This window comes from Aromatoleum toluclasticum ATCC 700605, from assembly GCF_000378245.1.
In the GTDB taxonomy this organism is placed as follows: domain Bacteria; phylum Pseudomonadota; class Gammaproteobacteria; order Burkholderiales; family Rhodocyclaceae; genus Aromatoleum; species Aromatoleum toluclasticum.
The window spans coordinates 67,091-91,703 of the sequence record NZ_KB899505.1 but is presented as its reverse complement, the minus strand read 5'-3'; the positions used below and the strand labels follow the sequence as shown (position 1 = coordinate 91,703).

26 protein-coding genes are annotated in these 24,613 nt (G+C 67.5%); 12 read left to right on the top strand and 14 right to left on the bottom strand.

The genetic code is table 11. The features are described 5' to 3' along the window. The first annotated feature begins 19 nt into the window (after positions 1-19). The 5 genes from dapF (at position 20) to F464_RS0121185 (ending at position 4,506) form a co-directional block, all read left to right on the top strand. Positions 20-853 (top strand): diaminopimelate epimerase, encoded by an 834-nt coding sequence (gene dapF / locus F464_RS0121205; protein ID WP_018991868.1) that lies wholly within the window; start codon positions 20-22, stop codon positions 851-853. Positions 854-944: 91 nt separating this feature from the next. Further along, entirely contained in the window at positions 945-1,595 is a 651-nt protein-coding gene (locus tag F464_RS0121200; RefSeq protein WP_018991867.1) for a DUF484 family protein, read from the top strand. 2 nt (positions 1,596-1,597) lie between these two features. Then, a complete protein-coding gene (gene xerC / locus F464_RS0121195) occupies positions 1,598-2,521 on the top strand; it encodes a tyrosine recombinase XerC (protein ID WP_018991866.1) in 924 nt (307 codons plus the stop codon). 193 nt (positions 2,522-2,714) lie between these two features. Further along, complete coding sequence (locus F464_RS0121190; protein WP_018991865.1) at positions 2,715-3,221, top strand: IclR family transcriptional regulator; 507 nt, start codon at positions 2,715-2,717, stop codon at positions 3,219-3,221. Positions 3,222-3,315: 94 nt separating this feature from the next. Further along, positions 3,316-4,506 (top strand): class I SAM-dependent rRNA methyltransferase, encoded by a 1,191-nt coding sequence (locus F464_RS0121185; protein ID WP_018991864.1) that lies wholly within the window; start codon positions 3,316-3,318, stop codon positions 4,504-4,506. Between the two features lie 93 nt (positions 4,507-4,599). Here F464_RS0121185 and F464_RS0121180 read toward each other — a convergent pair whose 3' ends face one another. From F464_RS0121180 to F464_RS0121155, 6 genes are all read right to left on the bottom strand, one after another. Continuing rightward, entirely contained in the window at positions 4,600-4,950 is a 351-nt protein-coding gene (locus tag F464_RS0121180) for a hypothetical protein (RefSeq protein ID WP_018991863.1), read from the bottom strand. 9 nt (positions 4,951-4,959) lie between these two features. After that, complete coding sequence (ruvB, locus tag F464_RS0121175) at positions 4,960-6,009, bottom strand: Holliday junction branch migration DNA helicase RuvB (RefSeq protein ID WP_018991862.1); 1,050 nt, start codon at positions 6,007-6,009, stop codon at positions 4,960-4,962. A 32-nt stretch (positions 6,010-6,041) separates the two neighbouring features. Then, on the bottom strand, positions 6,042-6,641 hold the full coding sequence (ruvA, locus tag F464_RS0121170) for a Holliday junction branch migration protein RuvA (protein WP_018991861.1): 600 nt from the start codon (positions 6,639-6,641) through the stop codon (positions 6,042-6,044). 21 nt (positions 6,642-6,662) lie between these two features. After that, complete coding sequence (locus F464_RS0121165) at positions 6,663-7,598, bottom strand: prenyltransferase (protein ID WP_018991860.1); 936 nt, start codon at positions 7,596-7,598, stop codon at positions 6,663-6,665. A gap of 23 nt (positions 7,599-7,621) precedes the next feature. Beyond that, positions 7,622-9,076, bottom strand: a complete 1,455-nt coding sequence (rng, locus tag F464_RS0121160; protein ID WP_018991859.1) for a ribonuclease G — start codon at positions 9,074-9,076, stop codon at positions 7,622-7,624. A 106-nt stretch (positions 9,077-9,182) separates the two neighbouring features. Next, on the bottom strand, positions 9,183-9,803 hold the full coding sequence (locus tag F464_RS0121155; RefSeq protein ID WP_018991858.1) for a Maf family protein: 621 nt from the start codon (positions 9,801-9,803) through the stop codon (positions 9,183-9,185). A gap of 279 nt (positions 9,804-10,082) precedes the next feature. Here F464_RS0121155 and F464_RS0121150 point away from each other — a divergent pair, with 279 nt between their 5' ends. Both F464_RS0121150 and F464_RS0121145 read left to right on the top strand, forming a co-directional pair. Beyond that, positions 10,083-10,547, top strand: coding sequence for a cupredoxin domain-containing protein (locus F464_RS0121150; protein ID WP_018991857.1), 465 nt, complete (start codon positions 10,083-10,085; stop codon positions 10,545-10,547). A gap of 30 nt (positions 10,548-10,577) precedes the next feature. Beyond that, positions 10,578-11,465 carry an ethylbenzene dehydrogenase-related protein gene (locus F464_RS0121145; RefSeq protein ID WP_018991856.1) on the top strand — a complete coding sequence of 296 codons (888 nt, stop codon included), beginning with the start codon at positions 10,578-10,580 and terminating at the stop codon, positions 11,463-11,465. 85 nt (positions 11,466-11,550) lie between these two features. On the opposite strand, the gene rlmH is transcribed toward F464_RS0121145, so the two are convergent. The 8 genes from rlmH to F464_RS0121105 all read right to left on the bottom strand — a co-directional run bounded on the left by rlmH (position 11,551) and on the right by F464_RS0121105 (position 16,866). Next, a complete protein-coding gene (gene rlmH / locus F464_RS0121140; RefSeq protein ID WP_018991855.1) occupies positions 11,551-12,021 on the bottom strand; it encodes a 23S rRNA (pseudouridine(1915)-N(3))-methyltransferase RlmH in 471 nt (156 codons plus the stop codon). 52 nt (positions 12,022-12,073) lie between these two features. Continuing rightward, entirely contained in the window at positions 12,074-12,442 is a 369-nt protein-coding gene (gene rsfS / locus F464_RS0121135) for a ribosome silencing factor (RefSeq protein ID WP_018991854.1), read from the bottom strand. Next, positions 12,442-13,125: a nicotinate-nucleotide adenylyltransferase gene (gene nadD, locus F464_RS0121130; RefSeq protein ID WP_018991853.1), complete on the bottom strand. Its 684-nt coding sequence runs from the start codon at positions 13,123-13,125 to the stop codon at positions 12,442-12,444. Before nadD ends, rsfS begins: the two co-directional genes overlap by 1 nt. Beyond that, positions 13,106-13,879: a BPSS1780 family membrane protein gene (locus tag F464_RS0121125; RefSeq protein ID WP_018991852.1), complete on the bottom strand. Its 774-nt coding sequence runs from the start codon at positions 13,877-13,879 to the stop codon at positions 13,106-13,108. The genes nadD and F464_RS0121125 overlap by 20 nt, the downstream gene beginning before the upstream one ends. Before the next feature lie 4 nt (positions 13,880-13,883). Continuing rightward, positions 13,884-14,714: a DUF2189 domain-containing protein gene (locus tag F464_RS0121120; RefSeq protein WP_018991851.1), complete on the bottom strand. Its 831-nt coding sequence runs from the start codon at positions 14,712-14,714 to the stop codon at positions 13,884-13,886. A 3-nt stretch (positions 14,715-14,717) separates the two neighbouring features. After that, the gene (locus F464_RS0121115; RefSeq protein WP_018991850.1) at positions 14,718-15,659 is read right to left on the bottom strand and encodes a homoserine kinase; all 942 of its coding nucleotides are present in this window, start codon (positions 15,657-15,659) and stop codon (positions 14,718-14,720) included. Between the two features lie 44 nt (positions 15,660-15,703). Then, positions 15,704-16,024 carry a DUF2782 domain-containing protein gene (locus tag F464_RS0121110; protein WP_018991849.1) on the bottom strand — a complete coding sequence of 107 codons (321 nt, stop codon included), beginning with the start codon at positions 16,022-16,024 and terminating at the stop codon, positions 15,704-15,706. Positions 16,025-16,140: 116 nt separating this feature from the next. Then, complete coding sequence (locus F464_RS0121105) at positions 16,141-16,866, bottom strand: LOG family protein (RefSeq protein ID WP_018991848.1); 726 nt, start codon at positions 16,864-16,866, stop codon at positions 16,141-16,143. A gap of 88 nt (positions 16,867-16,954) precedes the next feature. Here F464_RS0121105 and polA point away from each other — a divergent pair, with 88 nt between their 5' ends. The 5 genes from polA to F464_RS0121080 all read left to right on the top strand — a co-directional run bounded on the left by polA (position 16,955) and on the right by F464_RS0121080 (position 24,604). Beyond that, positions 16,955-19,681 carry a DNA polymerase I gene (gene polA / locus F464_RS0121100; RefSeq protein WP_018991847.1) on the top strand — a complete coding sequence of 909 codons (2,727 nt, stop codon included), beginning with the start codon at positions 16,955-16,957 and terminating at the stop codon, positions 19,679-19,681. 258 nt (positions 19,682-19,939) lie between these two features. Next, entirely contained in the window at positions 19,940-21,697 is a 1,758-nt protein-coding gene (locus tag F464_RS0121095) for a carbamoyltransferase family protein (protein ID WP_018991846.1), read from the top strand. Continuing rightward, a complete protein-coding gene (locus F464_RS0121090) occupies positions 21,690-22,823 on the top strand; it encodes a glycosyltransferase (protein ID WP_018991845.1) in 1,134 nt (377 codons plus the stop codon). Before F464_RS0121095 ends, F464_RS0121090 begins: the two co-directional genes overlap by 8 nt. Further along, positions 22,811-23,794, top strand: coding sequence for a glycosyltransferase family protein (locus tag F464_RS0121085; protein ID WP_018991844.1), 984 nt, complete (start codon positions 22,811-22,813; stop codon positions 23,792-23,794). The genes F464_RS0121090 and F464_RS0121085 overlap by 13 nt, the downstream gene beginning before the upstream one ends. Before the next feature lie 27 nt (positions 23,795-23,821). Continuing rightward, positions 23,822-24,604: a sulfotransferase family 2 domain-containing protein gene (locus F464_RS0121080; RefSeq protein ID WP_018991843.1), complete on the top strand. Its 783-nt coding sequence runs from the start codon at positions 23,822-23,824 to the stop codon at positions 24,602-24,604. Positions 24,605-24,613 lie beyond the last annotated feature (9 nt).

Below are 24,613 nucleotides of genomic sequence, written 5' to 3'. Positions count from 1 at the left end.
TCTGAGCGGAACACCTTCCATGCACCTGCGCTTCGCCAAAATGCACGGCCTCGGCAACGACTTCGTCGTCATCGACGCCGTGCGCCAGCACGTCGAACTCACGCCCGAGCGTGTCCGCTTCCTCGCCGACCGCCATTTCGGCGTCGGCTGCGACCAGCTGCTGGTCGTCGAGCCGGCCGGGCAGGCGGGCGTGGACTTCCGCTATCGCATCTTCAACGCCGACGGCGGCGAGGTCGAGCAGTGCGGCAACGGCGCGCGCTGCTTCGTGCGCTTCGTGCATGAGCAGGGGCTCACGGCGAAGCGCGAGATCCGCGTCGAGACGAAGTCCGGCGTGATCGCGCCGCGCCTCGAGGACAGCGGGCTTGTCACGGTCGACATGGGCGTGCCGGTGTTCGAGCCGGCGCGCGTGCCCTTCGTCTCGGATTCGGACGCCGTCGTGCAGCCGCTCGACGTCGCCGGCGTGCCGGTCGCGATCACCGCCGTGTCGATGGGCAACCCGCACGCGGTACAGGTCGTTGCCGACGTCGACGCCGCGCCGGTGGCCGTGCAGGGGCCGCTGATCGAGAAGCACGCGCGCTTCCCCGCCCGCGTCAATGCCGGCTTCATGCAGGTGGTGGATGAGCAGCGCATCCGCCTGCGCGTATATGAGCGCGGTGCCGGCGAGACGCTCGCCTGCGGCACGGGCGCGTGCGCGGCGGTGGTCGCGGGCATTCGGCGCGAGCTGCTGGCCTCGCCGGTGCGCGTGGAGACGCGCGGCGGCGAACTGGAGATCGCGTGGGCGGGTGTCGGCGAACCGGTGCTGATGACCGGGCCGGCTGTGACGGTATTTGCAGGCGAGATCGAACTCGCATGATCTGGCCGGGCGGCGCCGTGCAATCCACGCGCCGGCCCGGTTGCCAATGAACACGCGCGGACGCGAACCGTCCGCAGGGAGCGGTCTTTCCATGAATGCAGCCGACGTCGCACGATATCTCAAGGAACATCCGGATTTCCTCGCCGAGCACGGCGATCTCTTTACCCAGCTGACCGTGCCCCATCCGCACGGCGGGCAGGCGATCTCGCTCGCCGAGCGCCAGTTGCATGCGCTGCGCGACAAGATCCGGCTGCTCGAAGGCAAGCTCTCCGAACTCATCCGCTTTGGCGAGGAAAACGACGAGATCGGCGAGAAGGTGCATCGCCTGACGCTCGCGCTGCTTGAGGCGGAGGACTACGAAAGCCTGCGCCACGCGCTGTTCGAGAACCTGCGTGACGATTTCGCGGTGCCTAGCGTCGTGCTGCGCATCTGGAACTCGGTGCTCACGGGCGACGGCGAGGATTTCGCGCCGGTCAGCGAGGCGGTGCGCTTCTTCGCCGGCGACATGCGCCATCCCCACTGCGGTGCGCCGCTCAACCTCGAAGTGCTCGAATGGTTCGGCGACGCCTCGGCGCACGTGCGCTCGGTCGCGCTGATCCCGCTGCGCCGCGACGCGCAGACTTTCGGCCTGCTCGCCCTCGGCAGCCAGGAGAGCGAGCGCTTCTACCCCGAGATGGGCACCCTCTACGTCTCGCGCATCGGCGACATCGTCGCTGCGGCGCTGAGCCGGCAGTTGGGCTGAGCATGGCCGGCCGCGACGCCCCGGCCGTTGTCGCGGAACCGCCGCCAGAGTGGCTGGCGGCCTATCTCGGCTATCTCGCGACCCAGCGGCGCGCTGCCGCGCTGACGCTGGAGAACTACCGTCGCGATCTCGAGCGTCTGCATCGGCTTGCCGACGGGCGCGCTCCGCAGTCCCTGTCCTCCCACGATATCCGCCGCTTCGTCGCGCGCATGCACGGCGAAGGCCTGGGCGGACGTTCGATCGCGCGCGCGTTGTCGGCCTGGCGCGGGCTGTTCCGCTGGTTCATACGCCAGCGCGGGGAGATGGACGTGAATCCCGCCGAAGGCGTGCGTCCGCCCAAATCGCCGCAGCCCTTGCCGAAGGCGCTTTCGCCCGACCAGGCGCAGGCACTGCTCGACGCCGAGGCCGGGGATGGCCTGGAGCTGCGCGACCACGCGATGTTCGAACTGCTGTATTCGTCCGGGCTGCGTCTTGCGGAGCTCGCGGCGCTCGATGTCGGCCCCGCGCTCGATCTCGCCGAACGCATGGTCACCGTGCACGGAAAGCGTAACAAGATGCGCTCCGTGCCGGTCGGCACGCAGGCCGTCGCCGCCCTTGCGGCCTGGCTCGCGCAGCGCGGCACCCTGGCGCGGAACGACGAGCCTGCGCTCTTCGTCACGCGCAGCGGCACGCGCATGAGTTCCGGAGCGATCCGCTCGCGCCTGGCGCGTTGGGCGCAGATGCGCGGCCTCGGCGTGCATGTGCATCCACACATGCTGCGCCACAGCTTTGCAAGCCATGTGCTGCAATCGAGCGGCGATCTCAGGGCGGTGCAGGAACTGCTCGGCCATGCGAGCATCCGCAGCACCCAGGTCTATACCCATCTCGATTTCCAGCACCTTGCAAAAGTCTACGATGCCGCGCATCCGCGCGCGCGTCGCCGCTGAGGCGCAACTCGTCCGGAAATATTTGGTTATAAATTCCGGGTTGTGAAATCCTGCCCAAATCGGGTAGAGAAATTCCCGGCCGCGGGGCGGGTCTGCGCTATGCTCAAAACAAGAAGGCTCCAACAGAGCCACGTTGTTTCACCCCGACACGTCTGCCTTACGCCCTATTGCGGGCGTCGGGAGAAAGGCAGCCATGAGCCGTACTGTAAAGAATCCAGAAGCCAACAGCCTCAATGCCGGAGAGGGGGGCTATGCGGTCGTGGAGGGCCCCTGCCCCTCGCCCTTGCGTACTGCGGCGATCCTGCTAGCCCGTTACCAGATCCGGAGCCTGAGGCGCCTGTTCGAAGAGTTCGAGCGCGACATCCTGTTGCCGCTTCTGCTCGGCGAAATCGCGCTGCATAACATCGGCTCGCTCGAGAACAGCGGCGAGGTGCACGTGGGCGTCGATGGTGACAAGTTTGCCACTGTCATGCGCCCGTGCAACGCCTATTCGATCGCTGCGGCGACCGGCCTGCCGCGCGAGACGGTGCGGCGCAAGATCGTGCGCCTCGTCGAGCTCGGCTGGATCACGCGCCGCGGCAACGGACACCTGTTCCTGACGCAGCGTGCGATCGAGCATTTCGGCGCCTTGCTGGGCTCGCGCGACCTGCCGGAGCTGCTCGATACCGCCGATCGTATCCGCAAGCGCATGCAGGACTGACTGCGGTTCGGGCTGCAGCCTTGCGGATGCTTCGCTGGCGGGGGGCCGCGTGTGGCTTTAAACTCACGCGCCTGATCCTTCTGCGGTTTTCGCCATGTCCAAGCTCGTTCTGAATCCCGGCAAGGAGCGCTCGCTCCTGCGCCGCCACCCGTGGGTGTTCGCGGGCTCCGTGGCCCGCCTGGAAGGCCGCGCGCGGCCCGGCGACACGGTCGAGGTCGTCGCGGATGATGGCCGTCCGCTCGGCCGCGCCGCGTGGTCGCCCGAGTCGCAGATCCGCGCGCGCATGTGGACCTTTGCGCCCGACGTCTCGATCGATCATGTCTTCTTCAAGCGTCGCGTCGCCGAGTCGGTCGCCCGTCGCGCGACCCATCCCCTGCTCGCGAGCGAGAGCGGCGTGCGCCTGATCCACGGCGAATCGGACGGCCTGCCGGGCGTGATCGCAGACCGTTTCGGCGATGTGGTCGTCGTGCAGCTCACCAGCGCTGGCGCTGAGAAATGGCGCGACGCGATCGTCGCCGGCCTGGCGCAGGCGACCGGCTGCAAGGCGGTGTACGAGCGTTCCGACTCCGATGTGCGCAAGCTCGAAGGGCTGGAGCCGAAGACCGGCTGCGTGCATGGCGAGTTGCCGGCGGAGGCGCTGACCATCGTCGAGAACGGCGTGCGGATGGAGGTTGATGTCGTCGCCGGCCACAAGACCGGCTTCTACCTCGACCAGCGCGACAATCGCCGCCTCACCGGACTCCTCGCGGCCGGGCGCAGCGTGTTGAACTGCTTCTGCTACACGGGCGGCTTCTCGCTGCAGGCGCTCGCGGGCGGCGCGACGTCGGTGCTGTCAATCGATTCATCGGGGCCGGCGCTGGAAGTCGCGCGGCGTAATGTCGAGCTCAATCCGCAGCTCGACGCGGACCGCGCGGAGTGGATGGAAGCCGACGTGTTCGCGGCGCTCCGCGCGCTGAAGGCCGAGGGGCGGACTTTCGACCTCATCGTCCTCGATCCGCCGAAGTTCGCACCCTCGGCCGCGCATGCGGACCGCGCCGCGCGTGCCTACAAGGACATCAACCTCTTCGGCTTCCGCCTGCTCAACCCGGGCGGCATCCTGATGACCTACTCGTGCTCGGGCGGTATCGGCCTGGAGCTCTTCCAGAAGATTGTCGCCGGCGCGGCGAGCGACGCCGGTGTCGATGCGCGCATCGTGCATCGGCTGTCGGCCGCAGCGGATCACCCGATCGGGCTGGCGGTGCCGGAGGGGGAATACCTGAAGGGGTTGGCCGTTCAGGTCGGCTGAGACGGACGGTGGGCCTTCGCCCGACCTTGTGGGAGCGGCTTCAGCCGCGAATCGGCGCACATTCGCGGCTGAAGCCGCTCCCACAGTCCATTCCTAAGAGGGAGCAATGCTCCCCGGCGCACGCCAGTCCGGGTTCGGCCCGCGCTCGCCGAGACTGAAGGCCGCGCTGACGAGGCCTAGCGCAAGCAGGATCAGCAGGAAGTAGCGGAGCTGCCAGCCGCGTGTCGCAGCGCCGCGGACGCCGCGCGCCGCGCGCGCGATCACCATTGTGCCGAGGCCGGCGATCGCCAGCAGGCCGGCGCCCAGCAGCTGCGCCGACAGGCCGCTGAGGAACACGCCCTGCGAGGGGTCGAGGCGGTCCGGCCAGAAGAAGGCCGGCCCCTGCAGCAGCCAAGCGCCGCCGAGCAGGCACAGCGTCATCGTGAAGGCGATGAAAGTGCGCATCGCGTGGGCTCAGGCGCCGAACAGGTCTCCGTCGCCGCGCCCCGGTCGTGCAAGTCCGAAGTGCTCCCAGATCGCCGCGGTGGCGATGCGGCCACGCGGCGTGCGTTGCAGGTAGCCCTGCTGGATCAGGTAGGGTTCGAGCACGTCCTCGATCGTATCGGACGATTCGCCGATCGCCGCGGCGAGGTTGTCGAGGCCGACCGGCCCGCCGGCGAATTTCTCCAGCATGGCCCCCAGCAGCTTGCGGTCCATCAGGTCGAGTCCGAGGTGGTCGACATCGAGCATGCGCAGCGCCGCGTCGGCGACGGCCGCGGTGATGTCGCCGTCGGCCTTGACCTGCGCGTAGTCGCGCACGCGGCGCAGCAGGCGGTTGGCGATACGCGGGGTGCCGCGCGAGCGGCGCGCGATCTCGAAGGCGCCGCTGTCGTCGATCGTCACCTCGAGCAGGCGCGCCGAACGGCTCACGATGTAGGCGAGCTCCTCCGGCGTGTAGAACTCCAGCCGCGACACGATGCCGAAGCGGTCGCGCAGGGGGTTTGTCAGCATGCCCGCGCGCGTCGTCGCGCCGACCAGCGTGAAGGGCGGCAGGTCCAGCTTCACCGAGCGCGCGGCCGGGCCTTCGCCGATCATGATGTCGATCTGGAAGTCTTCCAGCGCGGGGTACAGGATCTCCTCGACGACCGGCGACAGGCGGTGGATCTCGTCGATGAAGAGGACGTCGTGCGGTTCGAGGTTCGTGAGCAGCGCTGCGAGGTCGCCGGCCCGTTCCAGCACCGGGCCGGAGGTCGAACGCAGGTTCACGCCCATCTCGGCCGCGACGATGTGCGCGAGCGTGGTCTTGCCCAGGCCCGGCGGGCCGAACAGCAGCACGTGGTCGAGTGCGTCGCCGCGCTGGCGGGCTGCGGCGATGAAGATTTCGAGCTGTTCGCGGATCTTCGCCTGGCCGACGTATTCGGCCAGGCGCTTTGGGCGCAGCGCGCGCTCGACCACGTCTTCCTGGCGGTCGGTGGCTTGTGCGGAGATGATGCGCGGAGCCTGCAGCTTGTCGGTTTCGATCATGGCGGCAGTTTAGCGCAGCGCGAGCCGGCGCTTCAGGCCTTCGACAGGCTCTTGAGTGCCAGTCGGATGCCGTCCGACACGCCGCTGTCCTCGGGTACCGCCTTCATCGCTCCGAGCGCTTCCTTCTCGTTGTAGCCGAGCGCGAGCAGCGCGTTGAGGATGTCGCTGCGCGCATCCGGTGCCGCCGCGACGACGCCCGCCGAGACCGTCGCCCCCAGCGTTGGCAGCGCCTTGCCGAGTTTGTCGCGCAGCTCCAGCAGCAGGCGTTCGGCGGTCTTCTTGCCGATGCCGGGGATCTTCACCAGGCGTCCCGCCTCCTGCAGCGCGACGGCCTGCGCGAGGTCCATCACCGACAGGCCAGAGAGCACCGCGAGCGCCGTACGCGCACCGATGCCCGAGACCTTCAGCAGCTGGCGGAAGGCCGCGCGCTCGTCGGCGCTGGCGAAGCCATAGAGGAAATGGCCGTCCTCGCGTACCGCGAGATGGGTGAACAGCGCGACGGGCTGGCCCGTCGCGGGCAGGCCGTAGAAGGTGCTCATCGGCACGTCGACTTCGTAGCCGACGCCATGCACGTCGACGACGATCTGGGGCGGGTTCTTTTCCAGCAGGATGCCGGCGATGCGTCCGATCATGTATTCGGTCCGAAGATGGGATCAGGTGTGGCGCGCGAAGGCGAGCGTTGCGGCGAGCACCAGGCCGTGCAGGTTCGCTGCCGCGATCGTGAGCTTGATCGCGGGGCGCAGTTCGGCCGGCTCGTCGGCATGGTCGCGCAACTGGCGCGCCGCATGGAACGACAGCACCAGCGTCAGCGCCGCCGCCGCGCAGGCCTGGGGCAGGTTGTAGCGTCCGACCTGCAGCACGAGCCAGCCGTAGGCCACGAGTGCGAGCGCGAAGTAGCCCCATTTCGCGGTGTCGGCGCCGAGCCGCACGACCAGCGTGCGCTTGCCGGCGGCTGCGTCGCCGGCGCGGTCGGGGAACTGGTTGATGAAGAGGAGGTTCGCGACCAGCAGCGCGAACGAGAGTCCCGCCGCGACGGGCGTCCATGCGAAGGCCCCGCGCTGTGCGAAGTCCGCGCCGACGACGACCAGCAGCCACGCGCCGGCGATCGCGAATTCGCCCAGTCCGCGGCTCGCGAGCCTGAGCGGTGGCGCGGAATAGGCCCAGCCAAGGACGAGTCCCGCGAGCCCGATCGCAATCAGGCCGCCCCCTGAACCGTAGGCGAGCCACAGCCCCGCGGGCACGACCAGCCCGAGTAGCGCGTAGGCGAAGCGTGCGGTCTGGTCCGTCGTCAGCACGCCGTTCTGGATGAAGCGGCTGCCGCCGGTGAAGGGGTAGAGCCGCTCGGCGTTTGCGTCGTCGGCGCCACTGAGTGCGTCATGGTAGTCGTTGAGGACGTTCGCGCCGGCATGCGCGAGCAAGGCGAAAAGCACCGTCACGAGCGCACGCAGCGCATCGAGCGCGACGCCGTCGGCCCGCGCCGCGGCCAGCCCGATCAGGCAGCCGACCAGCGTTACGGTGAGAAAGGCGGGGCGCGTGGCGGCGAAGTAGCGTAGCGGCGCGTTGCCGAAGCTGTGCGGCGTCGGCTCCATGCCTTGGGGTGTCGCCGGGGCTGTCACAGCAGCACGATGTCGAACTGTTCCTGCGAGTAGCTTGCCTCCGGGTGCAGCGAGACCTTCTTGCCGATGAAGTCCGACAGCATCGCGAGCGACTGCGACTCCTCGTCGAGGAAGAGGTCGATCACGTTGGGCGCCGCGAGCACGCGGAATTCGCGGGCGTTGAACTGGCGCGCCTCGCGCAGCAGTTCGCGCAGGATCTCGTAGCACACGGTGCGGGCGGTCTTCACTTCGCCGCGGCCGCCGCAGGTCGGGCAGGGCTCGCACAGCAGGTGGGCGAGGGACTCGCGCGTGCGCTTGCGCGTCATCTCGACCAGGCCCAGCGCGGTGAAGCCGTTGACCGTCATCTTGGTGTGGTCGCGCGCGAGCGCCTTGCGGAACTCGTCGAGCACCATGTCGCGGTGCTCGGGGTTTTCCATGTCGATGAAGTCGATGATGATGATGCCGCCGAGGTTGCGCAGGCGCAGCTGGCGCGCGATGGTCTGCGCGGCCTCGAGGTTGGTCTTGAAGATCGTGTCGTCGAAGTTGCGCGCACCGACGAAGCCGCCGGTGTTCACGTCCACGGTGGTCATCGCCTCGGTCTGGTCGATGATGAGGTAGCCGCCGGACTTGAGGTTCACGCGCCGCGCGAGCGCCTTCTGGATCTCCTCCTCGACGCTGTGCAGGTCGAACAGTGGGCGCTCGCCGCCGTAGTGTTCGAGCAGCGGCAGGACCTTGGGGCTGTATTCGGAGGCGAAGGCGGTGAGCTTCTGGAAGTTCTCGCGCGAGTCGACGAGGATTCGCGTGGTGTCGTCATTGACGAGGTCGCGCAGCACGCGCTGGCCCAGGCTCAGGTCCTCGTACAGCACGCTGGGGGGGAAACGTCCGGTCGCGCTGTTGCGGATCTCGCCCCACAGCTTGCGCAGGTAGGCGATGTCGGAAGCGAGCTCCTCGTCGGACGCGGATTCGGCCATCGTGCGCACGATGAAGCCGCCGGCCTCGTCCTCGGGCACGAGGCGCGTGAGCCGCTCGCGCAGCGCCTCGCGCTCGGCCTCGTCCTCGATGCGCTGCGAAATGCCGATGTGCTTTTCCTGGGGCAGGTACACGAGCAGGCGTCCGGCGATGCTGATCTGCGTCGACAGGCGGGCGCCCTTCGTGCCGATCGGGTCCTTCAGCACCTGCACCGTGAGGTTCTGCCCCTCCGCGAGGATGCGCTCGATCGGCTTGCCCGCCTCGCCGTTGTGGCGGTCGCTCCAGATGTCGGCGACGTGCAGGAAGGCCGTGCGTTCGAGGCCGATGTCGATGAAGGCGGACTGCATGCCCGGCAGCACGCGCACGACCTTGCCGAGGTAGATGTTGCCGACGATGCCGCGGCTGGCGGTGCGCTCGACGTGCAGCTCCTGCACTACACCCTGTTCGACGATCGCTACGCGCGTCTCCTGCGGCGTGAAGTTGATGAGGAATTCGATGCTCATGAAATGGCTGCCAATGGGAAATGCGCAAGCGCAGACGTGAGGCACCGATTGCGCATTGCCCATCGAGGGTGCGGCCCGGCAAACGCCGGGCGGGAACCTGCCGAGCTTACAGGGGATGGCCGAAGGCGTCGAGGAGCTGCGCGGTCTCGTACAGCGGCAGGCCCATGATTCCGGTGTAGCTGCCGCGGATCTCCTCGATGAAGATCGCGGCGCGCCCCTGGATGCCGTATGCGCCGGCCTTGTCCATCGGTTCGCCAGAGGCGACGTAGTGGCGGATCTCCGCGTCGGTCAGGGCGCGGAAACGCACTTCGCTGGTGCTGATGGAGCTGCGCGTGCGCGCACCGTCGCTGATCGCCACCGCGGTCAGCACGCGATGCGTGCGTCCCGAAAGGCGGCGCAGGATGGCCGCGGCATCGGCGGCGTCGGCCGGCTTGCCGATGATCTCGCCGTCGAGCTCCAGCGTGGTGTCCGCGGACAAGACCGGGTGCTGCGGCAGCGTGCGCCATTGCAGGCGTCTGCAGCCGGCCTGGGCCTTGGTGAGCGCGACCCGCTCGACGTAGTGTTCCACGTTCTCGTCAGGCAGCGGCGTTTCGTCGACGTCGGCGTCCGCGCCACGCTCCGTGCCGCGGAATACCAGCAGGTCGAAATGCACGCCGATCTGGCGCAGGAGTTCGCGCCGGCGAGGGCTGCGCGAGGCGAGGTAGATTCGGGCTTGAAGGTTGCTCATGGCGGTCTGACGGTCAAATGCGGGAGGCCGGCGGTTGTAGGGGCGGATTCTACGCTCCTTGCTGCGTGGCGACCCGCGCGTCCGCGCGCGGCGCCACTGAATGTACGCGGCGGGGCAGCCCGTCAGTCGACGTTGTCATCGCATTTAATTGATACAATTTCAGGGTCATCAAATGCCCGTGTGCTTGCGGCCCGCGCCGTCGATGCACGCAAGTCGATCCGGCATCGTCAAACCCGGCCGGCGCCAAAGAGCCGCCCGCTTACCCTGGAGCAAGCCCGTATGCGCACGTCCCTCATCTCTCTTGTCGCCGCGGCAGTTCTTTCCGTTCCGTTCCTGGCCGGCGCGGCCGATCCGGTCGCCGATGCCGCTGCGATCGTGAAGGCCGCCAACTGGGACGCGATGGAGACGATCACGGTCGAGCTCGCCGAGTACAGCTTCACGCCGCAGGATCTCAAGCTCAAGGCCGGCCAGCCCTACCGCCTGGTGATCAGGAACGTGGGCCAGAAGGACCACTATTACACCGCGACGGAGTTCTTCAAGTCGGTCGCGTGGCGCAAGGTGCAGACGCCCAAGCCGAATGGCGGAGAGATCAAGGCGCCGTACTTCACGGCTGTCGAGGCCTACAAGAACGGCGGTTCGGTCGAGCTCTTCTTCGTCACCGTGAACAAGGGCGAGTTCGACGTCATCTGCACGATCGAGGATCACAAGGATCAGGGCATGTTCGGCAAGATCGTCGTTGAATAAGCGCGATCCCGACACCCGACCGAGCCGCCCATGAAACTACTTGCCACGCTCCTGTTGCTGCTGCCGTTGGCCGCGCAGGCCCAGGCCCCGCAGGTGATTCCGGTGGCGAACCTCGCCGCCGCTCCGAAGGTCGACGGCGAACTGGGCGAGTGGGGCAGCAGCGGCTGGGTCAAGGTCCCCGTGAAGCCCGCGCTGGAGCGCGAGGACCGCGCGAAGTACGGTCTCGATCCGGCCGGCGAGCGCAACAAAGCCGGCAGCCTTGCGGTGGAACTGAAGGCAGGCGTCGCGGCGGGGCGCCTCTATCTCGCCGTGCGTTATCCCGACGATGCCGCGGACACCGTGCACAAGGAATGGAGCTGGCGCGGCGACAAGTACCAGCGCGAGAACCAGCTCGAGGACATGTTCGCGGTGCGCTTCCACCTTGCCGGTGATTTCGACCGCACGATGCTGTCGACCCGGGACTACACGGTCGACGTGTGGCTGTGGTCGGCCGCGCGCACCAACCCCGGCGGCATCGCGGAGGACATGACGCACCACGTGACGACGAAGATGCAGGAATCGGCCGCCGAGTATCAGGTGAAGGACGGTCCGGTGATCTACATCTCGAAGCGGCGCGACGAGGGCACCGCACCCTACGAGATGCTGCCGCGCCCGAAGGAAAACAAGGGCGAGCGCCTGCCTTCGTTCGCGGCAGCGAACGCCTCGGGCAGTGCCGCGGACGTCGCAGCCAAGGGCGTGTGGAAGGCCGGGTACTGGAATCTGGAATTCGCCCGCGCCCTCGATACCGGCAACGCCGACGATGTCGTGTTCAAGCCGGGATCCCGGCTCACCGGGCAGGTCGCCGTGTTCAACAAGGCCAATGCCGAACACAAGAGCGTGTCCGAGCCGCTGGTGTTCGATTTCGGCGCCGTGAAATAGGGGCGAGGTATGCGAGTGCCGGCGCCTTCCGGGGCGTCGCGACCGAGGACGAGGCGCCCGTCGGCAACGTCCCCCGCTGCACCGCTCATTCCCGGTGGTAAGGGTGGTTCTTCTGCACCGTCCAGGCGCGGTACAGGGCTTCGGCGAGCAGCGGGCGCACCAGCGCGTGCGGCAACGTGAGGCTGGACAGGCGGATGCGCTCGTGCGCGCTCGACTTCAGGGCCGGTGACAGGCCGTCGGGGCCGCCGACGATCAGCGCGACGTCGGCACCGTCGGCCTGCCAGGCTTCAAGCCGGCCGGCGAGCGCGACGGTGGTGAGGTCGCTGCCGCGCTCGTCGAGGATCACGCGGCGGCAGCGCGGCGGCAGGGCCGCCTCGATGCGGGTCGCTTCGGCCGCCATCATCCCTTCGACGGTCTTGCCGGTGGTGCGTGGTTCGGCCTTCACTTCGACGAGCTGCAGCGGCAACTCGCGCGGCATGCGGCGCGCGAATTCGTCGAAGCCGGCCTCGACCCATGCGGGCATGCGCGTGCCGACGGCGACGATCAGCAGTTTCATGGATGAGTGTGCGAGCGCTGCGACCGGCCCCGGGCCGGTTGCAGGCGAGGCGTCACTGCGCCGCGACGCCCGCCGCACTGCGGCCGCGCCGCAGGGTCGAGGGGGCGGCCCACAGTTCCTCGAGGTTGTAGTAGACGCGGATCGCCGGCTGCATGATGTGCACGACGATGTCGCCGAGGTCGACGAGCACCCATTCGCCGGTTTCCTCGCCTTCCACGCTGATGACCGGCGCGCCGGCTTCACGGACCTTTTCCTGCACGTTGCGCGCCAGCGCCCGCGTCTGGCGGTTCGAGTCGCCCGTGGCGATGACGATGCGGTCGAACAGCGAAGTCAGACGGGTGGTGTCGAGGACTTCGATGTCCTTGGCCTTGATGTCTTCGAGGGCGGCGACGACGGTTTTTTCGAGTGTGCGGGTGTCCATCAGGTTCTGCGGTAAAGGTGGTGCAGCCCAATATAGTCGAGAACGGAATCGGGCAGCAAATAGCGGGCGCTGTGCCCGCCGTGGATGAGGTCGCGGATCAGCGACGCGGAAATAGCCAGCGGCGTCATGTCGAAGGGAACGACCCGCCCGGCCGGGCTCCGGTGCAGGGCTGCAGGGTCCGTGTCGATGCGACCCGCGCACGCCGCGTCGAGTTCCGGCGACAGCGTGCCGGGCCAGCGCCGGCCGTGCGGCGCGAAACCCGGGCGATTGGCGACCGCGATGTGGGCGAGGCCGAAGAGTTCCTGCCAGCGGTGCCAGCCCGGCAGGCCGTTGAAGGCGTCGGCGCCGAGGATCAGCACCAGCGGGCGCCGCGGCCCGTGGAGTGCGCGCAGGCGCTCCAGCGTCAGCACCGTGTAGCTCTTGTCCGGTGCGTACACTTCGCCAGCGTCGACGACGAGGCCCGGATTGCCGGCGCTCGCCCGCTGCACCATCGCCAGGCGGTCTGCGGCGGGGGTCTGCGGCATATCGCGGTGCGGCGGCTGGCCGGCCGGGATCAGCGCGACCTGCGCGAGCCCGAGCGCCTCGCGGGCCTCCTCGGCGAGGCGCAGGTGTCCGAAATGGATCGGGTCGAAGGTCCCGCCCAGCAGCCCCAACGTGCCGGCGTCAGGTTTGCTCGGGGACATTGCCGGGCTCGCCGAAGATGTCGCGCGCGTTGGTGTAGAAGCTGGCGAAGACGATGGGGATCAGCAGCAGCGGCAGCGGCACCGACAGCAGGGTCGCGAGCGTCGGCGAGACCATGCCGACGATGCCGAGCACGATGCCCGGCAGGATCGCGCCGAACAGCGCCAGCGCGATCGAGTACGCGAGAAACGGGCGCCAGTTGCGCAGGCAGGCGTAGAAGCTGAAGAACATCGCCTTGGGGGCCGACACCTGCCACCAGCCGGCGAGCAGGGGGGCGAACCAGTAGGCCATCATCACCGGTGTCGACAGCGTGATCGCAACCAGCAGCGCCATCGTGAAACCGGTGCTGGTGGCGATTTCCGGATCGAGCTTGCCGCCGCTCGTCATGATTCCGAACAGGGCGCCGCCGTCGGCGACGGCCGTGAGCGCGAGCACCAGCAGGCTGCCGGCGAGATAGATGCCGCCGATCGCGACCAGCGCGGGGAGATTCTGCTGGAAGCCGGAGAACAGCACGTCCGGCCCCGCCTTGCGGCCGGCGGCTATGGCCTGGCAGGTGTTGAGCACGCCCAGCGACAGGACGGGCATCAGCAGCGAAGCGAGGACCTGCCCGATGAACGGCACGACGCTGACGAGGATCAGCAGCAGCAGGTAGCCGAAGGACGCGAAGGTGAGCAGCGCGGGGTTGCGCCGCCACAGTTGCAGGCCTTCGCCGAGCCACGCGAAGCCGCGCTGGGCCGGAAGTTGTCGTGCGTGCATGCGCTTACTCGGCAGGGGCGTCGGTGGGGCCGGGCAGCGCGGGTGTCGGCTGCGGGGCGTGCGGAGCGAAGGTGTCCTGCCAGGCCGCGTACAGCGCGCCGGCCATCACCGGAACGAGCACGAGGACGCCCAGCGCGAACGGCAGCATGGCGAACCAGGTCAGGACGTACAGCACGAAGCCGAGGACGATGAAGCTGGCGAGATTGGAGATGCAGGCGCGCAGGGAGAGCTTCATAGCGTCGAGCGGCGAGACGTTCTGCAGCACGACCAGCGCCGGGGCGAACCACAGCGCCATCAGCAGCAGGATCAGCAGGACGGGCCACAGTGCGGCCGAAAGCAGGGCGACGCCATTGGCGAGGCCGATGCTGCCGAGCAGGCCGACCAGCATGCCGGTCACGGCGGCGCTGCTGCCGACGAGAACCGCGATCAGTGCCGCGGCGAGCCCGCCGAGCACGAAGAAGAAGCCGACCATCAACAGGTTGCCCGCGTGACGGCGGGCGCCCTCGAACAGATGGGCGACACGCAGCGGCTGGCCCTCATGCTGCGCATGGACGCCGGTGACCATGCCGGCGACGAGCATCGGGAACACCAGCTGGAGAACCAGCGGGGCGAGCAGCGGGCCGATGGTCGGGATGAAGCCCACCGCCGCGGCGAGCACAAACAGCACCGCGATCAGCGCCAGCGTCTGGAGGACCCAGGTGCCGGGGTTGGCGATAAAGGTCTTCCAGCCCGCGGCGATCCATCCGAGCGTGTCGCCAGGCGTGACGTGGGCCGCCGGCGGCAGCGGATGGCGGCGGTGCGATGCGGCGTGATCGGTCGTGTGCGGATCGTTCATCGTTCAGATCGGTAGCGGAGGCGTCGCGGCGATACGCAGGCGCAGGATGTCGCGGTATTCGGCGGGCGGCTTCACGAGCACCATTTCGCCCGGCTTGGGCAGGTGGAAGTCCTCGGCGCGCGACAGCCAGAAGCGCAGCGCAGCGGCGCGCAGCATCGCCGGCCAGTTCGCGCGTTCGGTATCCGTGAAGCGGCGTTCGGCGTGGTAGGCGGCGAGCAGGGCGGCCGTGCGCTGAGGGTCGAGTTCGCCGCCTGCGGTCGTGCACCAGTCGTTCACGGTCACGGCGACGTCGAAGAGCAGCGCGTCGTGGCCGGCAAAGTAGAAATCGATCACGCCGCCGATGTAGTCGCCATCCCACAACACGTTGTCGCGGAAGAGGTCGGCGTGGATCACGCCCTGCGGCAGGCTGGCGTAGTCCACCGCGGCCTGGAAGGCGAGCTCCGCATCGAGCAGGGCCTGTTCGTCCGCCGGCAGGAAGGGGCGCACGCGCGCGGCGGCGGTCGTGCGCCACGCCGCACCACGCGGGTTGTCCTGGCGCCGGCCGTAGGACAGCCCGGCCAGATGCAGGCCTGCGAGCATCGCGCCGACGCGCTCGCAGTGCGTGGACGTGGGGGCCATCTCGGACTTGCCCGACAGGCGCATCACCAGCGCGGCAGGGCGCTCCGACAGCGTGCCGAGATATTCGTTGTCGCGATCCGCGATCGGCGCCGGCACCGGCAGGCCGTGGCGCGCGAGGTGGGCCATGAGGTGGAGAAAATAGGGCAGTTCGGCGCGCGGGATGGCCTCGAACAGCGTCAGCACATAGCGGCCGAGCGTGGTCGTGACGAAGAAGTTGCTGTTCTGCACGCCGGCCGAGATGCCCTGCAGCTCGACGAGGCGGCCAATGGCATAACGGCCGAGCCAGCGCGACAGCGTCTCGGGGGCGACAGCGGTGAAAACGGACATGGCTGGGTAAGACGGTGCTCAGTGGCCCGCAGGCCGGGGTTGCATTACCAGGATTTGATCACCCACATCGGCACGGCGAGCGTCGGAAGCACGTCCTGCCGCGTCATCACGCCGTTGCCTTCGTTGTCGATCAGGTAGTAGGGCACGCCGTGCGGCGGCGTGACCTTGACCATGTAGAGCTTGCCGCGGATGCGGTACTCCTGCACGGTGTCCTCGCCACGCTTGACGATGCGGACTTCGGGATCCAGCGACGGATCGCTCGCGGGCATCGGCGGCGGTTCGGGGATCGGTTCGAGTTTCGGAGGCTGCTGGGCCGCAACCGGGGTTGCGAGGGCCATCAGCAGCACGATCAGGTTGCGGCGCATGGTGCTCTCCTTGGATGGCGCGGATTCTAGCAGGGACCCGCGTTGTGCGTCCGTCATTCGGGGGCGGTTCGCCGATACGAGGCGCATCCCGCGTCGAGTATTCGAATGAACAATCACTACAGGTTGAGCAGCAGTTCGTGTTCCTCGGGCAGCGGCAGGAAGCCGCGGTTCTCGTAGTGCTTGAAGATCGCCTCGACGACCTCTTCGGGCGTGTCGATGACCTGGATCAGGTCGAGGTCCTCGGGGTTGATCATGCGCTCGGCGACGAGGCGGTCGCGGAACCAGTCGATCATGCCTTTCCAGAACGGACCATGCACGAGGATGATCGGAATCTTGCGGCTCTTGCCGGTCTGGATCAGCGTCAGGGCTTCCATCAGTTCGTCCAGCGTGCCGAAGCCGCCCGGCATCACGACGTAGGCCGAGGCGAAGCGCACGAACATGAACTTGCGCGCGAAGAAGTGCTGGAAGGTCTGCGAGATGTCCTGGTAGGGGTTGGAGCTCTGTTCCATCGGCAGCTGGATGTTGAGGCCGATCGACGGGCTCTTGCCGAAATAGGCGCCCTTGTTCGCCGCCTCCATGATGCCGGGGCCTCCGCCGGAGATCACCGCGAAGCCGGCGTCGGACAGCAGGCGGCTGATCTTTTCCGAGAGGATGTAGTACATGTGGTCGGGCGGGATGCGCGCGCTGCCGAAGATGGACACCGCGGGCCGGACAGCGTTGAGCCGTTCGGTCGCCTCGACGAACTCTGCCATAATTCCGAAGATCCGCCACGACTCGCGGGCGTTGAAACGCTGCGTCGTGCTGCTCGGTGCGTTGGGAGGGACTTTCTCTTTCGCGGTCATGTTGTTCTCGTCTTGTCGTTCTGCCGGTCCGTGTGCCGGCTTCATCTGATTCCGGAATTCGCCCGGATCCCGCAAGGAAGTTTGTCCGATGCCCGTCCTGTTGCTCGTCGATGGTTCCAGCTATCTGTATCGCGCTTTCCACGCGCTGCCGGATCTGCGCAATTCGAAGGGCGAGCCGACAGGTGCGATCCGGGGTGTGTTGTCGATGCTACGTCGGCTCGAAAGCGACTACAAGGCCGAATTCCGCGCCTGTGTGTTCGACGCCAAGGGCAAGACCTTCCGTGACGACTGGTATCCGGAGTACAAGGCGCATCGTCCGCCGATGCCCGACGACCTGCGCGCCCAGATCGAGCCGCTGCACGAGGCGGTGCAGGCCGAAGGCTGGCCGCTGCTGGCGGTCGAAGGGGTCGAGGCCGATGACGTGATCGGCACGCTGACGCGCCTGGCGCTCGAGCGCGGCTGGGAGGTCGTGATCTCGACCGGAGACAAGGATCTGACCCAACTCGTGCGCCCCGGCGTGAAGTGGGTGAACACCATGAGCGAGGAAGTGCTCGACGAGGTCGGCGTTGCCGCAAAGTTCGGCGTGCCGCCCGAGCTCATCGTCGATTACCTCGCGCTGGTCGGCGACACCGTCGACAACGTGCCGGGGGTCGAGAAGTGCGGCCCGAAGACCGCGGTGAAGTGGCTGGCCGAGTACGGCACGCTCGACAAGCTCGTCGCCAATGCCGACAAGGTCGGCGGCAAGGTGGGCGAGAATCTGAGGAAGCACCTCGACTTCCTGCCGCTGGGGAAGAAGCTCGTCACGGTGGCGACCGACGTCGCGTTGCCGGTCGCACTCGACGATCTGCCGGCGCGCGGGGACGATAAGGCGGCGCTGCGCGCGCTGTACGAGCGCTTCGAGTTCCGCGGCTGGCTGAAGGATCTGGACGGGCTGACTGGTGCGGTGGCAGCTGAGGCAGGCACTGGCGTCGTCGACGCCGAGGATCCTCCGGGCGTGCCGGGAGCGCACCGCGGCGGGTACTCGGTCATTCTCGACTGGGCGACCTTCGATGTCTGGCTCGCAAAGCTGAACGCCGGCGAGCTGGTCGCCTTCGACACTGAAACCACCAGCCTCGATCCGATGGCGGCACGGCTCGTCGGCATGTCCTTCGCGATCGTCGCGGGCGAGGCGGCCTACCTGCCGCTCGCGCACCGCGGGCCGGACGTCCCGGTGCAGCTGCCGCTCGACGAGGTGCTGGCGCGCCTCAAGCCGTGGTTCGAATCCGCGCAGCATGCCAAGCTCGGCCAGAACCTCAAGTACGACGCCCACGTGCTGGCCAACCACGGCATTCGCCTCGCCGGCATCGCGCACGACACGCTGCTCCAGTCCTACGTGCTCGAGAGCGACAAGTCGCACGACATGGATTCGCTGGCGAAGCGCCACCTCGGCCTGACGACGATTCCCTACACGGACGTGTGCGGCAAGGGGGCGAAGCAGATCGGTTTCGACGAGGTCGCGATCGACCGCGCGACCGAGTACGCCGCCGAGGACGCCGACATCACGCTGCGCCTGCACCGGAAGCTGTGGCCGCAACTGGAGGCCGTGCCGGCACTCGCCGCGCTCTACCGCGACATCGAGCTGCCGGCGATGCAGGTGCTGTTCGACATGGAGCGCACCGGCGTGCTGATCGACCCGTTCCTCCTCGCACAACAGGGCGAGGAGCTGGGGCGCCGCCTGATGGAGCTGGAGCGCGAGGCGCACAACCTGGCCGGTCAGCCGTTCAACCTCGCGTCGCCGAAGCAACTGGGCGAGATACTCTTTGGCAAGCTGGGCCTGCCGGTGGTGAAGAAGACCGCGACCGGCCAGCCCTCGACCGACGAGGAGGTGTTGCAGCAGCTCGCCGACGACTATCCGCTGCCCAAGCTCTTGCTCGAACACCGCGGCTTCGCCAAGCTCAAGAGCACCTATGCCGACAAGCTGCCGCGCATGGTCAATCCGAAGACCGGGCGCGTGCACACGAGCTTCTCGCAGGCCGTCGCGGTCACGGGGCGGCTTGCGAGCTCCGACCCCAACCTGCAGAACATCCCGATCCGCACCGCCGAAGGGCGGCGCATCCGCGCGGCCTTCATCGCGCCGCGCGAGCACGTGATCGTGTCGGCCGACTACTCGCAGATCGAGCTGCGCATCATGGCGCACCTGTCGGGCGACGCGCGCCTGCTCGAAGCCTTCGCGCAAGGCGAGGACGTGCATCGCGCGACCGCCGCGGAGGTGTTCGGCGTGACGCCCGCGGAGGTCACGAGCGAGCAGCGGCGCTATGCGAAGGTGATCAACTTCGGCCTCATCTACGGCATGAGCGCGCACGGCCTGGCGAAGAACCTCGGCATCGACCGCGCCGCCGCCCAGGGCTGGATCGATCGCTACTTCGCTCGCTACCCGGGGGTCGCCGCCTACATGGACCGCGTCAAGGCCGAGGCCAAGGAGCGCGGCTACGTCGAGACGGTGTTCGGCCGGCGTCTCCATCTGCCCGACATCCGTGCGCAGCAGGTGGGGCGAAGACAGGGGGCCGAGCGCGCGGCGATCAACGCGCCGATGCAGGGCACGGCGGCGGACCTGATCAAGAAGGCGATGATCGCCGTGCACGGCTGGCTCGCGTCTTCGGGGCTGAAGTCGCGCCTGGTCCTGCAGGTGCATGACGAACTGGTGCTGGAGGTGCCGCGCGACGAGCTGGAGCGCGTGCGTGCGGAACTTCCGGCGCAGATGTGTGGCGTGGCCGAGCTGGCGGTACCGCTGCTGGTCGAGGTCGGCGTCGGCGACAACTGGGATGAGGCGCACTGAGGGCGCCCTGAGGGCGCCCTGAGGGCGCCCTGAGCGGCACCGTCGGCGGCGCTTCAGTCTTCTTGCCGCGGTGCCGCATGTCGAGCCCGTGGGCGCCGAGCCCGATCGCGAAGCGTCGATCGTACGACATGTGTTACATCGCGAGGTCTCGTGCGTTGCCAGCGACCGTGATCGGGACGGTATACTGCAAAGATTTTTCGTCATTCCGATGCCGGGGCTCAATGGGGCACCGGCACTACGATTCTTGAGGCTTCACCCTTGGCTCTGACCATTCTCGGCCTGTCCGGCGCCCTGACGCACGACCCCTCCGCCGCCCTGTACATCGACGGCAAGCTCGTCGCGGCGGCCGAAGAAGAGCGCTTCGTGCGCGACAAGCACGCCAAGAACCGCATGCCTTACGAGGCGGCGAAGTTCTGCCTGGAGTTCGCCGGCATCCAGCCGAAGGACGTCGACGCCGTGGCGATCCCGTTCGCGCCCATCAGCATCACGGAGCCGGCGCGCTGGCATTACGCGAAGCGCTACTGGTACGCCCCGGACCGCGGCCTCGACGCGATCCTGACGGGCAATCGCCGCTATTACCGCTACAAGAAGCGCATCGAGTGGTGCCTCGCACAGCTGGGTTTCGACCTGAAGAAAACCGAGATCGTGCCGGTCGAACACCACCTCGCGCACGCATCGAGCGCCTACCACTGTTCCGGCTTCACCGAGAAGACCGCGATCCTCGGCATCGACGGTAAGGGCGAGTACGCGACGACCTTCTTCGGCTATGGCGAGAACGGCCGGATCCACAAGATCAAGGAGTTCTACGACCCCGATTCGCTCGGCGGCCTGTACGGCGCGATCACCGAGTACCTCGGCTTCGAGATGCTCGACGGCGAGTACAAGGTCATGGGCATGGCGCCCTATGGCGATCCGGACAAGTACGACTTCTCGCGCCTGGCGAAATTCGAGAACGGCGAACTCGTAATCGACACCGATTACGCGAACGTGATCGGCTTCCGCCGCTACAAGGAAAACGGCAAGGGTTTCTACTTTTCGCCCAAGCTGATCGACTGGCTGGGGCCCAAGCGTGCCGGTGACATCGCCGACGAACCCTACATCCACTACGCCGCGAGCATGCAGAAGCTGTTCGAGGACCTCGCGCTGCAGATGATGGATTACTACCTCGGCGACATCCTGCGCGAGACCGGGCGGCTGGCGTTCGCCGGCGGCGGCGCGTTGAACGTCAAGCTCAACCAGAAGATCATTGCGCGCCCCGACCTGCGCGAGCTCTTCGTGCAGCCGGCTTCCGGCGACTCGGGCACGGCGGTGGGTGCGGCGTCCTGGGTGTCGGTCGCACGCGGCGTGCCGGTCGAGAAGATGGAGCACGTCTATCTCGGCCCGCGTTACACGAACGAGGACGTGATCGCCGCGTGCGCGAAGCACCCGGCGCAGCCGAAGTGGGAGAAGATCGCGAACGGCAACACCGAGATGCCCGCCCGCATCGCGCAGATCCTCGCCGACGGCAACCCCGTCGCGTGGTTTCAGGGACGCATGGAGTTCGGCCCGCGCGCGCTCGGCGGGCGTTCCATCCTCGGCTGCCCCAGCGCGGCCGGCGTCGCCGACCGCATCAACGAGCAGATCAAGTTCCGCGAGCGCTGGCGCCCCTTCTGCCCCAGCATGCTCGACACCGTCGGCCCGCAGATGCTGCAGACCGACCACCCCGCGCCCTTCATGACCTTCACCTTCGAGGTCGCCGAGGAATGGAAGAGCCGCGTGCCCGAAGTCGTGCACGAGGACGGCACCTCGCGCGCGCAGGTGCTCAAGCGCGAGTACAACCCGCGCTACTACGACCTGATGAAGGAGCTGGAGAAGCTCACCGGCAACGGCGTGGTGCTCAACACCTCGCTCAACCGCCGCGGCGAGCCGATGATCTGCTCGCCGACCGACGCGCTGAACATGTTCTTCGGCTCCGATCTGCAGTATCTGATCATGGAGGACGTGCTGGTCGTGAAGGAGGGCGCGGCCCTTGGCTGAGCGCCGCATCCTGCAGTTCTGCCACTGTCACTACGGTCCGTTCGGTGACGTCGCGCGGCAGTACGCGGTGCTGTTCAAGGATTCGCCGTACAAGGTCACGACGGTCTACCTGACCGACCCGCCCAGCGACGAAGTCACTGCGTTGTCGGCGTCCGACGAGGTGATCTACCTCGACTACGACGGCGCCGACGTGCGCGGGCTCAAGCTCGACGCGATGCGCCGCGTGCGCGAGATCATCGCCGGGCGCGACTTCGCGCTGATCCTCGCGCACCGCTTCAAGCCCATCCACATTTCGTGCTGGGGGACGAAACTCCCGGTGATCGGCGTGCATCACGCCTTCGGCGACTACGAGCGCCTGACGCACAAGCTTTTTGCGCGCTGGTTCGGCAAGCGCCTCGGGCTGCTGGGGGTGTCCGACGCGATCCGCGACGACATCCGCCGCGGCGTGCCGTCGTGGCCGGCCGAGCGCATCGCGACGCTGCACAATCGCATCGACGTCGATACCGTGCGTGCCGAAGTGCTGCCGCGCGAGGCTGCGCGCGACCTGCTCGGGCTGCCGCGCGATGCCTTCGTCGTCGGCAATGTCGGCCGCCTGCACCCGGACAAGGACCAGACTACGCTACTGCGCGGATTCGCACGTGCCCTGCCGGAGCTCCCCGGCGACGCGCTGCTGGCGATCCTCGGCAAGGGGCGCCTGGAGGACTCGCTGCGGAAGCTTGCCGGAGAGCTGGGCATCGCCGGGCGGGTGCGCTTCCTCGGACAGGTGCCGAACGCGCGCCGCGCCTTCTCGGTCTTCGATCTGTTCGCGCTGAGTTCCGACCATGAGCCTTTCGGCATGGTGCTGCTTGAGGCGATGGCCGCAGGCGTACCGGTGATCGCGACGGATTGCGGAGGCGCTCCCGAGGTCGTCGGCGACGCGGGGGCGCTGTTTCCCTTGCGCGACGCGGAGGGGCTGGCGCGTCTGCTGGTCGAGCACGCGCGCATGACGACAGTCGGGCGGGCGGAGCTCGTCGAGCGCGGTTTCATGCGCCTGTATGCCGGATTCTCGGACGAGGCCGCGCGCCGGCGCTTCTTTGCGTTGCCGATGGTGCAGGCGGTGCTCGGCGAGCCGGAATGGACCCGATGAGCGGCGCGCCGCGCCTGCGCGTCCTGCTGCTGGTGCAGAAAGAGCAACGCGTCATCCTCGACCGTCTCTACGACGGCATCGTTGCGCATACCGACTGCGACCTGCGCTGGCTCGGGGGCGAGGATCAGGCCAACCTGCGGCGCTACTTCCGGCGCAAGGTCCGCGTCGAGGACTACGACCGCATCGTGTTCTTCCTGCGCTTCAAGCAGGAGATCCGGCAGGTTTCGTTCATCCGTACGGTGCCGAATCTGGTGATCCTGGAGCACGACGCCTGCCAGAACTACTTCCCCGGAAAATACCAGGGCAAGTTCAGCCGCCACTATGCGCAGTTGCCTTGGGCGCGCGTGATTTCGTCCGGTTTCACGGTTTCGCAGCGGCTGCGTGGCGAAGGTTTCGACGCGGTGTTCGTGCCCAAGGGCTACGATCAGGCGATGCTGCGCAACCTGGGCCTCGCGCGCGACATCGAGCTCGCCTTCGTCGGCAGCACCAAGAGTTCGGTCTATACGGGGCGCCGGCGGATGCTCGACGAGATCGCCGCGCGCGAGCAGATCCTGATCACGCGCACGGCCTCGGGTGAGGAATACCTGCGGACGCTCAACCGCATCCGCTTCTTCGTCAGCGCCGATGCGGGCATCGGCGAGTACATGATCAAGAATTTCGAGGCGATGGCCTGCGGCTGCGTGCTGTGCGCCAATGATCAGGGGGCCGGGGAGAACGCCGCCTTGGGGTTTCGCGACATGGAAAACGTCGTGCTATACCGCGATGCCGTGGAACTGAGCGCGAAGCTCGCGGCGCTGCGCGCGGATCCCGCTCTTGCCGACCGAATTGCCGCAGCCGGGCAGGCGCTGGCAGAGCAGGAGTATCGTTTCGATCGTTTGGGCGAGAAGATTGCGCACGCCCTCGTGCCGCCGCTGCGTGAGCATCCGCCTGTGGGCTGGGTCGAGCGGCTGCGTCAGAGGGTCGGCATCTAGCCCGCGAAGCCGAGGTCAAGTATACGAATGTCAATCCTCAAGCACGCACATACAACTCTCTTCTTCCTGTGGGCGAGCGCGCGCGATCCTGCGGTCGCCTTGCAAATGTGGCGCGGTCAGACGAGAAGGTATCTCTGGAAGCTGGTTCCCAAGGCCACGCGGGAGACCGTTCTCAGTCGCCGCTCGATCGTCGACCGGTCTGCGCTCGACAAGATCCTGTCGGACAGCGTGTTTCTTCCGGAGGATTTTCAGCGGCATTCATGCATCTTCATCCACGTGCCCAAATGCGCGGGGAGCAGTATAAAGACGGCCCTGTTTCCGCAGCGGACGCAGGGACACATGCCGCTGTGGTTCTACGAGCGCAGTTTTCCGGAGTTCTTCGAACGCGCTTACAAATTCTGCTTCGTGCGCAACCCGCTAGACCGCGCATATTCGGCCTATCGCTATCTGTGCTCGAGCAACCGGGGTCCGCGCGATCTGGCCGCGCATAATTTGGTCACAGGCTACGATTCCTTCGATCGATTCGTGCAGCACTGGCTGTGCGAAGAGAACGCGCATCGGCAGATTCACTTCGCTCCGCAGTGGGAATTCCTGTGCGATTCGCTTGGCCAGGTTCGCATGGATTACATCGGGCGGCAGGAAACCATCGTCGAGGACTTTCGCCATGTCTGCGCCAGCCTCGGTGTCGATGCGGCGCTGGAAGCAGTCAACGTCTCCGAGACGAAGCCGCAGGCAATGACCTTTGAAACGCGCACGATCGACCGGATTCGGCGCGTTTATGAACGCGACTACGAATTGTTCGGTTATTGACGCGTATTT

Excerpts from the sequence above, each read along its gene's own strand:
- dapF (WP_018991868.1), top strand. The coding sequence starts at position 20 with ATGCACCTGCGCTTCGCCAAAATGCACGGCCTCGGCAACGACTTCGTC.
- F464_RS0121200 (WP_018991867.1), top strand. The coding sequence starts at position 945 with ATGAATGCAGCCGACGTCGCACGATATCTCAAGGAACATCCGGATTTC.
- xerC (WP_018991866.1), top strand. The coding sequence starts at position 1,598 with ATGGCCGGCCGCGACGCCCCGGCCGTTGTCGCGGAACCGCCGCCAGAG.
- F464_RS0121190 (WP_018991865.1), top strand. The coding sequence starts at position 2,715 with ATGAGCCGTACTGTAAAGAATCCAGAAGCCAACAGCCTCAATGCCGGA.
- F464_RS0121185 (WP_018991864.1), top strand. The coding sequence starts at position 3,316 with ATGTCCAAGCTCGTTCTGAATCCCGGCAAGGAGCGCTCGCTCCTGCGC.
- F464_RS0121180 (WP_018991863.1), bottom strand. The coding sequence starts at position 4,950 with ATGCGCACTTTCATCGCCTTCACGATGACGCTGTGCCTGCTCGGCGGC.
- ruvB (WP_018991862.1), bottom strand. The coding sequence starts at position 6,009 with ATGATCGAAACCGACAAGCTGCAGGCTCCGCGCATCATCTCCGCACAA.
- ruvA (WP_018991861.1), bottom strand. The coding sequence starts at position 6,641 with ATGATCGGACGCATCGCCGGCATCCTGCTGGAAAAGAACCCGCCCCAG.
- F464_RS0121165 (WP_018991860.1), bottom strand. The coding sequence starts at position 7,598 with ATGGAGCCGACGCCGCACAGCTTCGGCAACGCGCCGCTACGCTACTTC.
- rng (WP_018991859.1), bottom strand. The coding sequence starts at position 9,076 with ATGAGCATCGAATTCCTCATCAACTTCACGCCGCAGGAGACGCGCGTA.
- F464_RS0121155 (WP_018991858.1), bottom strand. The coding sequence starts at position 9,803 with ATGAGCAACCTTCAAGCCCGAATCTACCTCGCCTCGCGCAGCCCTCGC.
- F464_RS0121150 (WP_018991857.1), top strand. The coding sequence starts at position 10,083 with ATGCGCACGTCCCTCATCTCTCTTGTCGCCGCGGCAGTTCTTTCCGTT.
- F464_RS0121145 (WP_018991856.1), top strand. The coding sequence starts at position 10,578 with ATGAAACTACTTGCCACGCTCCTGTTGCTGCTGCCGTTGGCCGCGCAG.
- rlmH (WP_018991855.1), bottom strand. The coding sequence starts at position 12,021 with ATGAAACTGCTGATCGTCGCCGTCGGCACGCGCATGCCCGCATGGGTC.
- rsfS (WP_018991854.1), bottom strand. The coding sequence starts at position 12,442 with ATGGACACCCGCACACTCGAAAAAACCGTCGTCGCCGCCCTCGAAGAC.
- nadD (WP_018991853.1), bottom strand. The coding sequence starts at position 13,125 with ATGTCCCCGAGCAAACCTGACGCCGGCACGTTGGGGCTGCTGGGCGGG.
- F464_RS0121125 (WP_018991852.1), bottom strand. The coding sequence starts at position 13,879 with ATGCACGCACGACAACTTCCGGCCCAGCGCGGCTTCGCGTGGCTCGGC.
- F464_RS0121120 (WP_018991851.1), bottom strand. The coding sequence starts at position 14,714 with ATGAACGATCCGCACACGACCGATCACGCCGCATCGCACCGCCGCCAT.
- F464_RS0121115 (WP_018991850.1), bottom strand. The coding sequence starts at position 15,659 with ATGTCCGTTTTCACCGCTGTCGCCCCCGAGACGCTGTCGCGCTGGCTC.
- F464_RS0121110 (WP_018991849.1), bottom strand. The coding sequence starts at position 16,024 with ATGCGCCGCAACCTGATCGTGCTGCTGATGGCCCTCGCAACCCCGGTT.
- F464_RS0121105 (WP_018991848.1), bottom strand. The coding sequence starts at position 16,866 with ATGACCGCGAAAGAGAAAGTCCCTCCCAACGCACCGAGCAGCACGACG.
- polA (WP_018991847.1), top strand. The coding sequence starts at position 16,955 with ATGCCCGTCCTGTTGCTCGTCGATGGTTCCAGCTATCTGTATCGCGCT.
- F464_RS0121085 (WP_018991844.1), top strand. The coding sequence starts at position 22,811 with ATGGACCCGATGAGCGGCGCGCCGCGCCTGCGCGTCCTGCTGCTGGTG.
- F464_RS0121080 (WP_018991843.1), top strand. The coding sequence starts at position 23,822 with ATGTCAATCCTCAAGCACGCACATACAACTCTCTTCTTCCTGTGGGCG.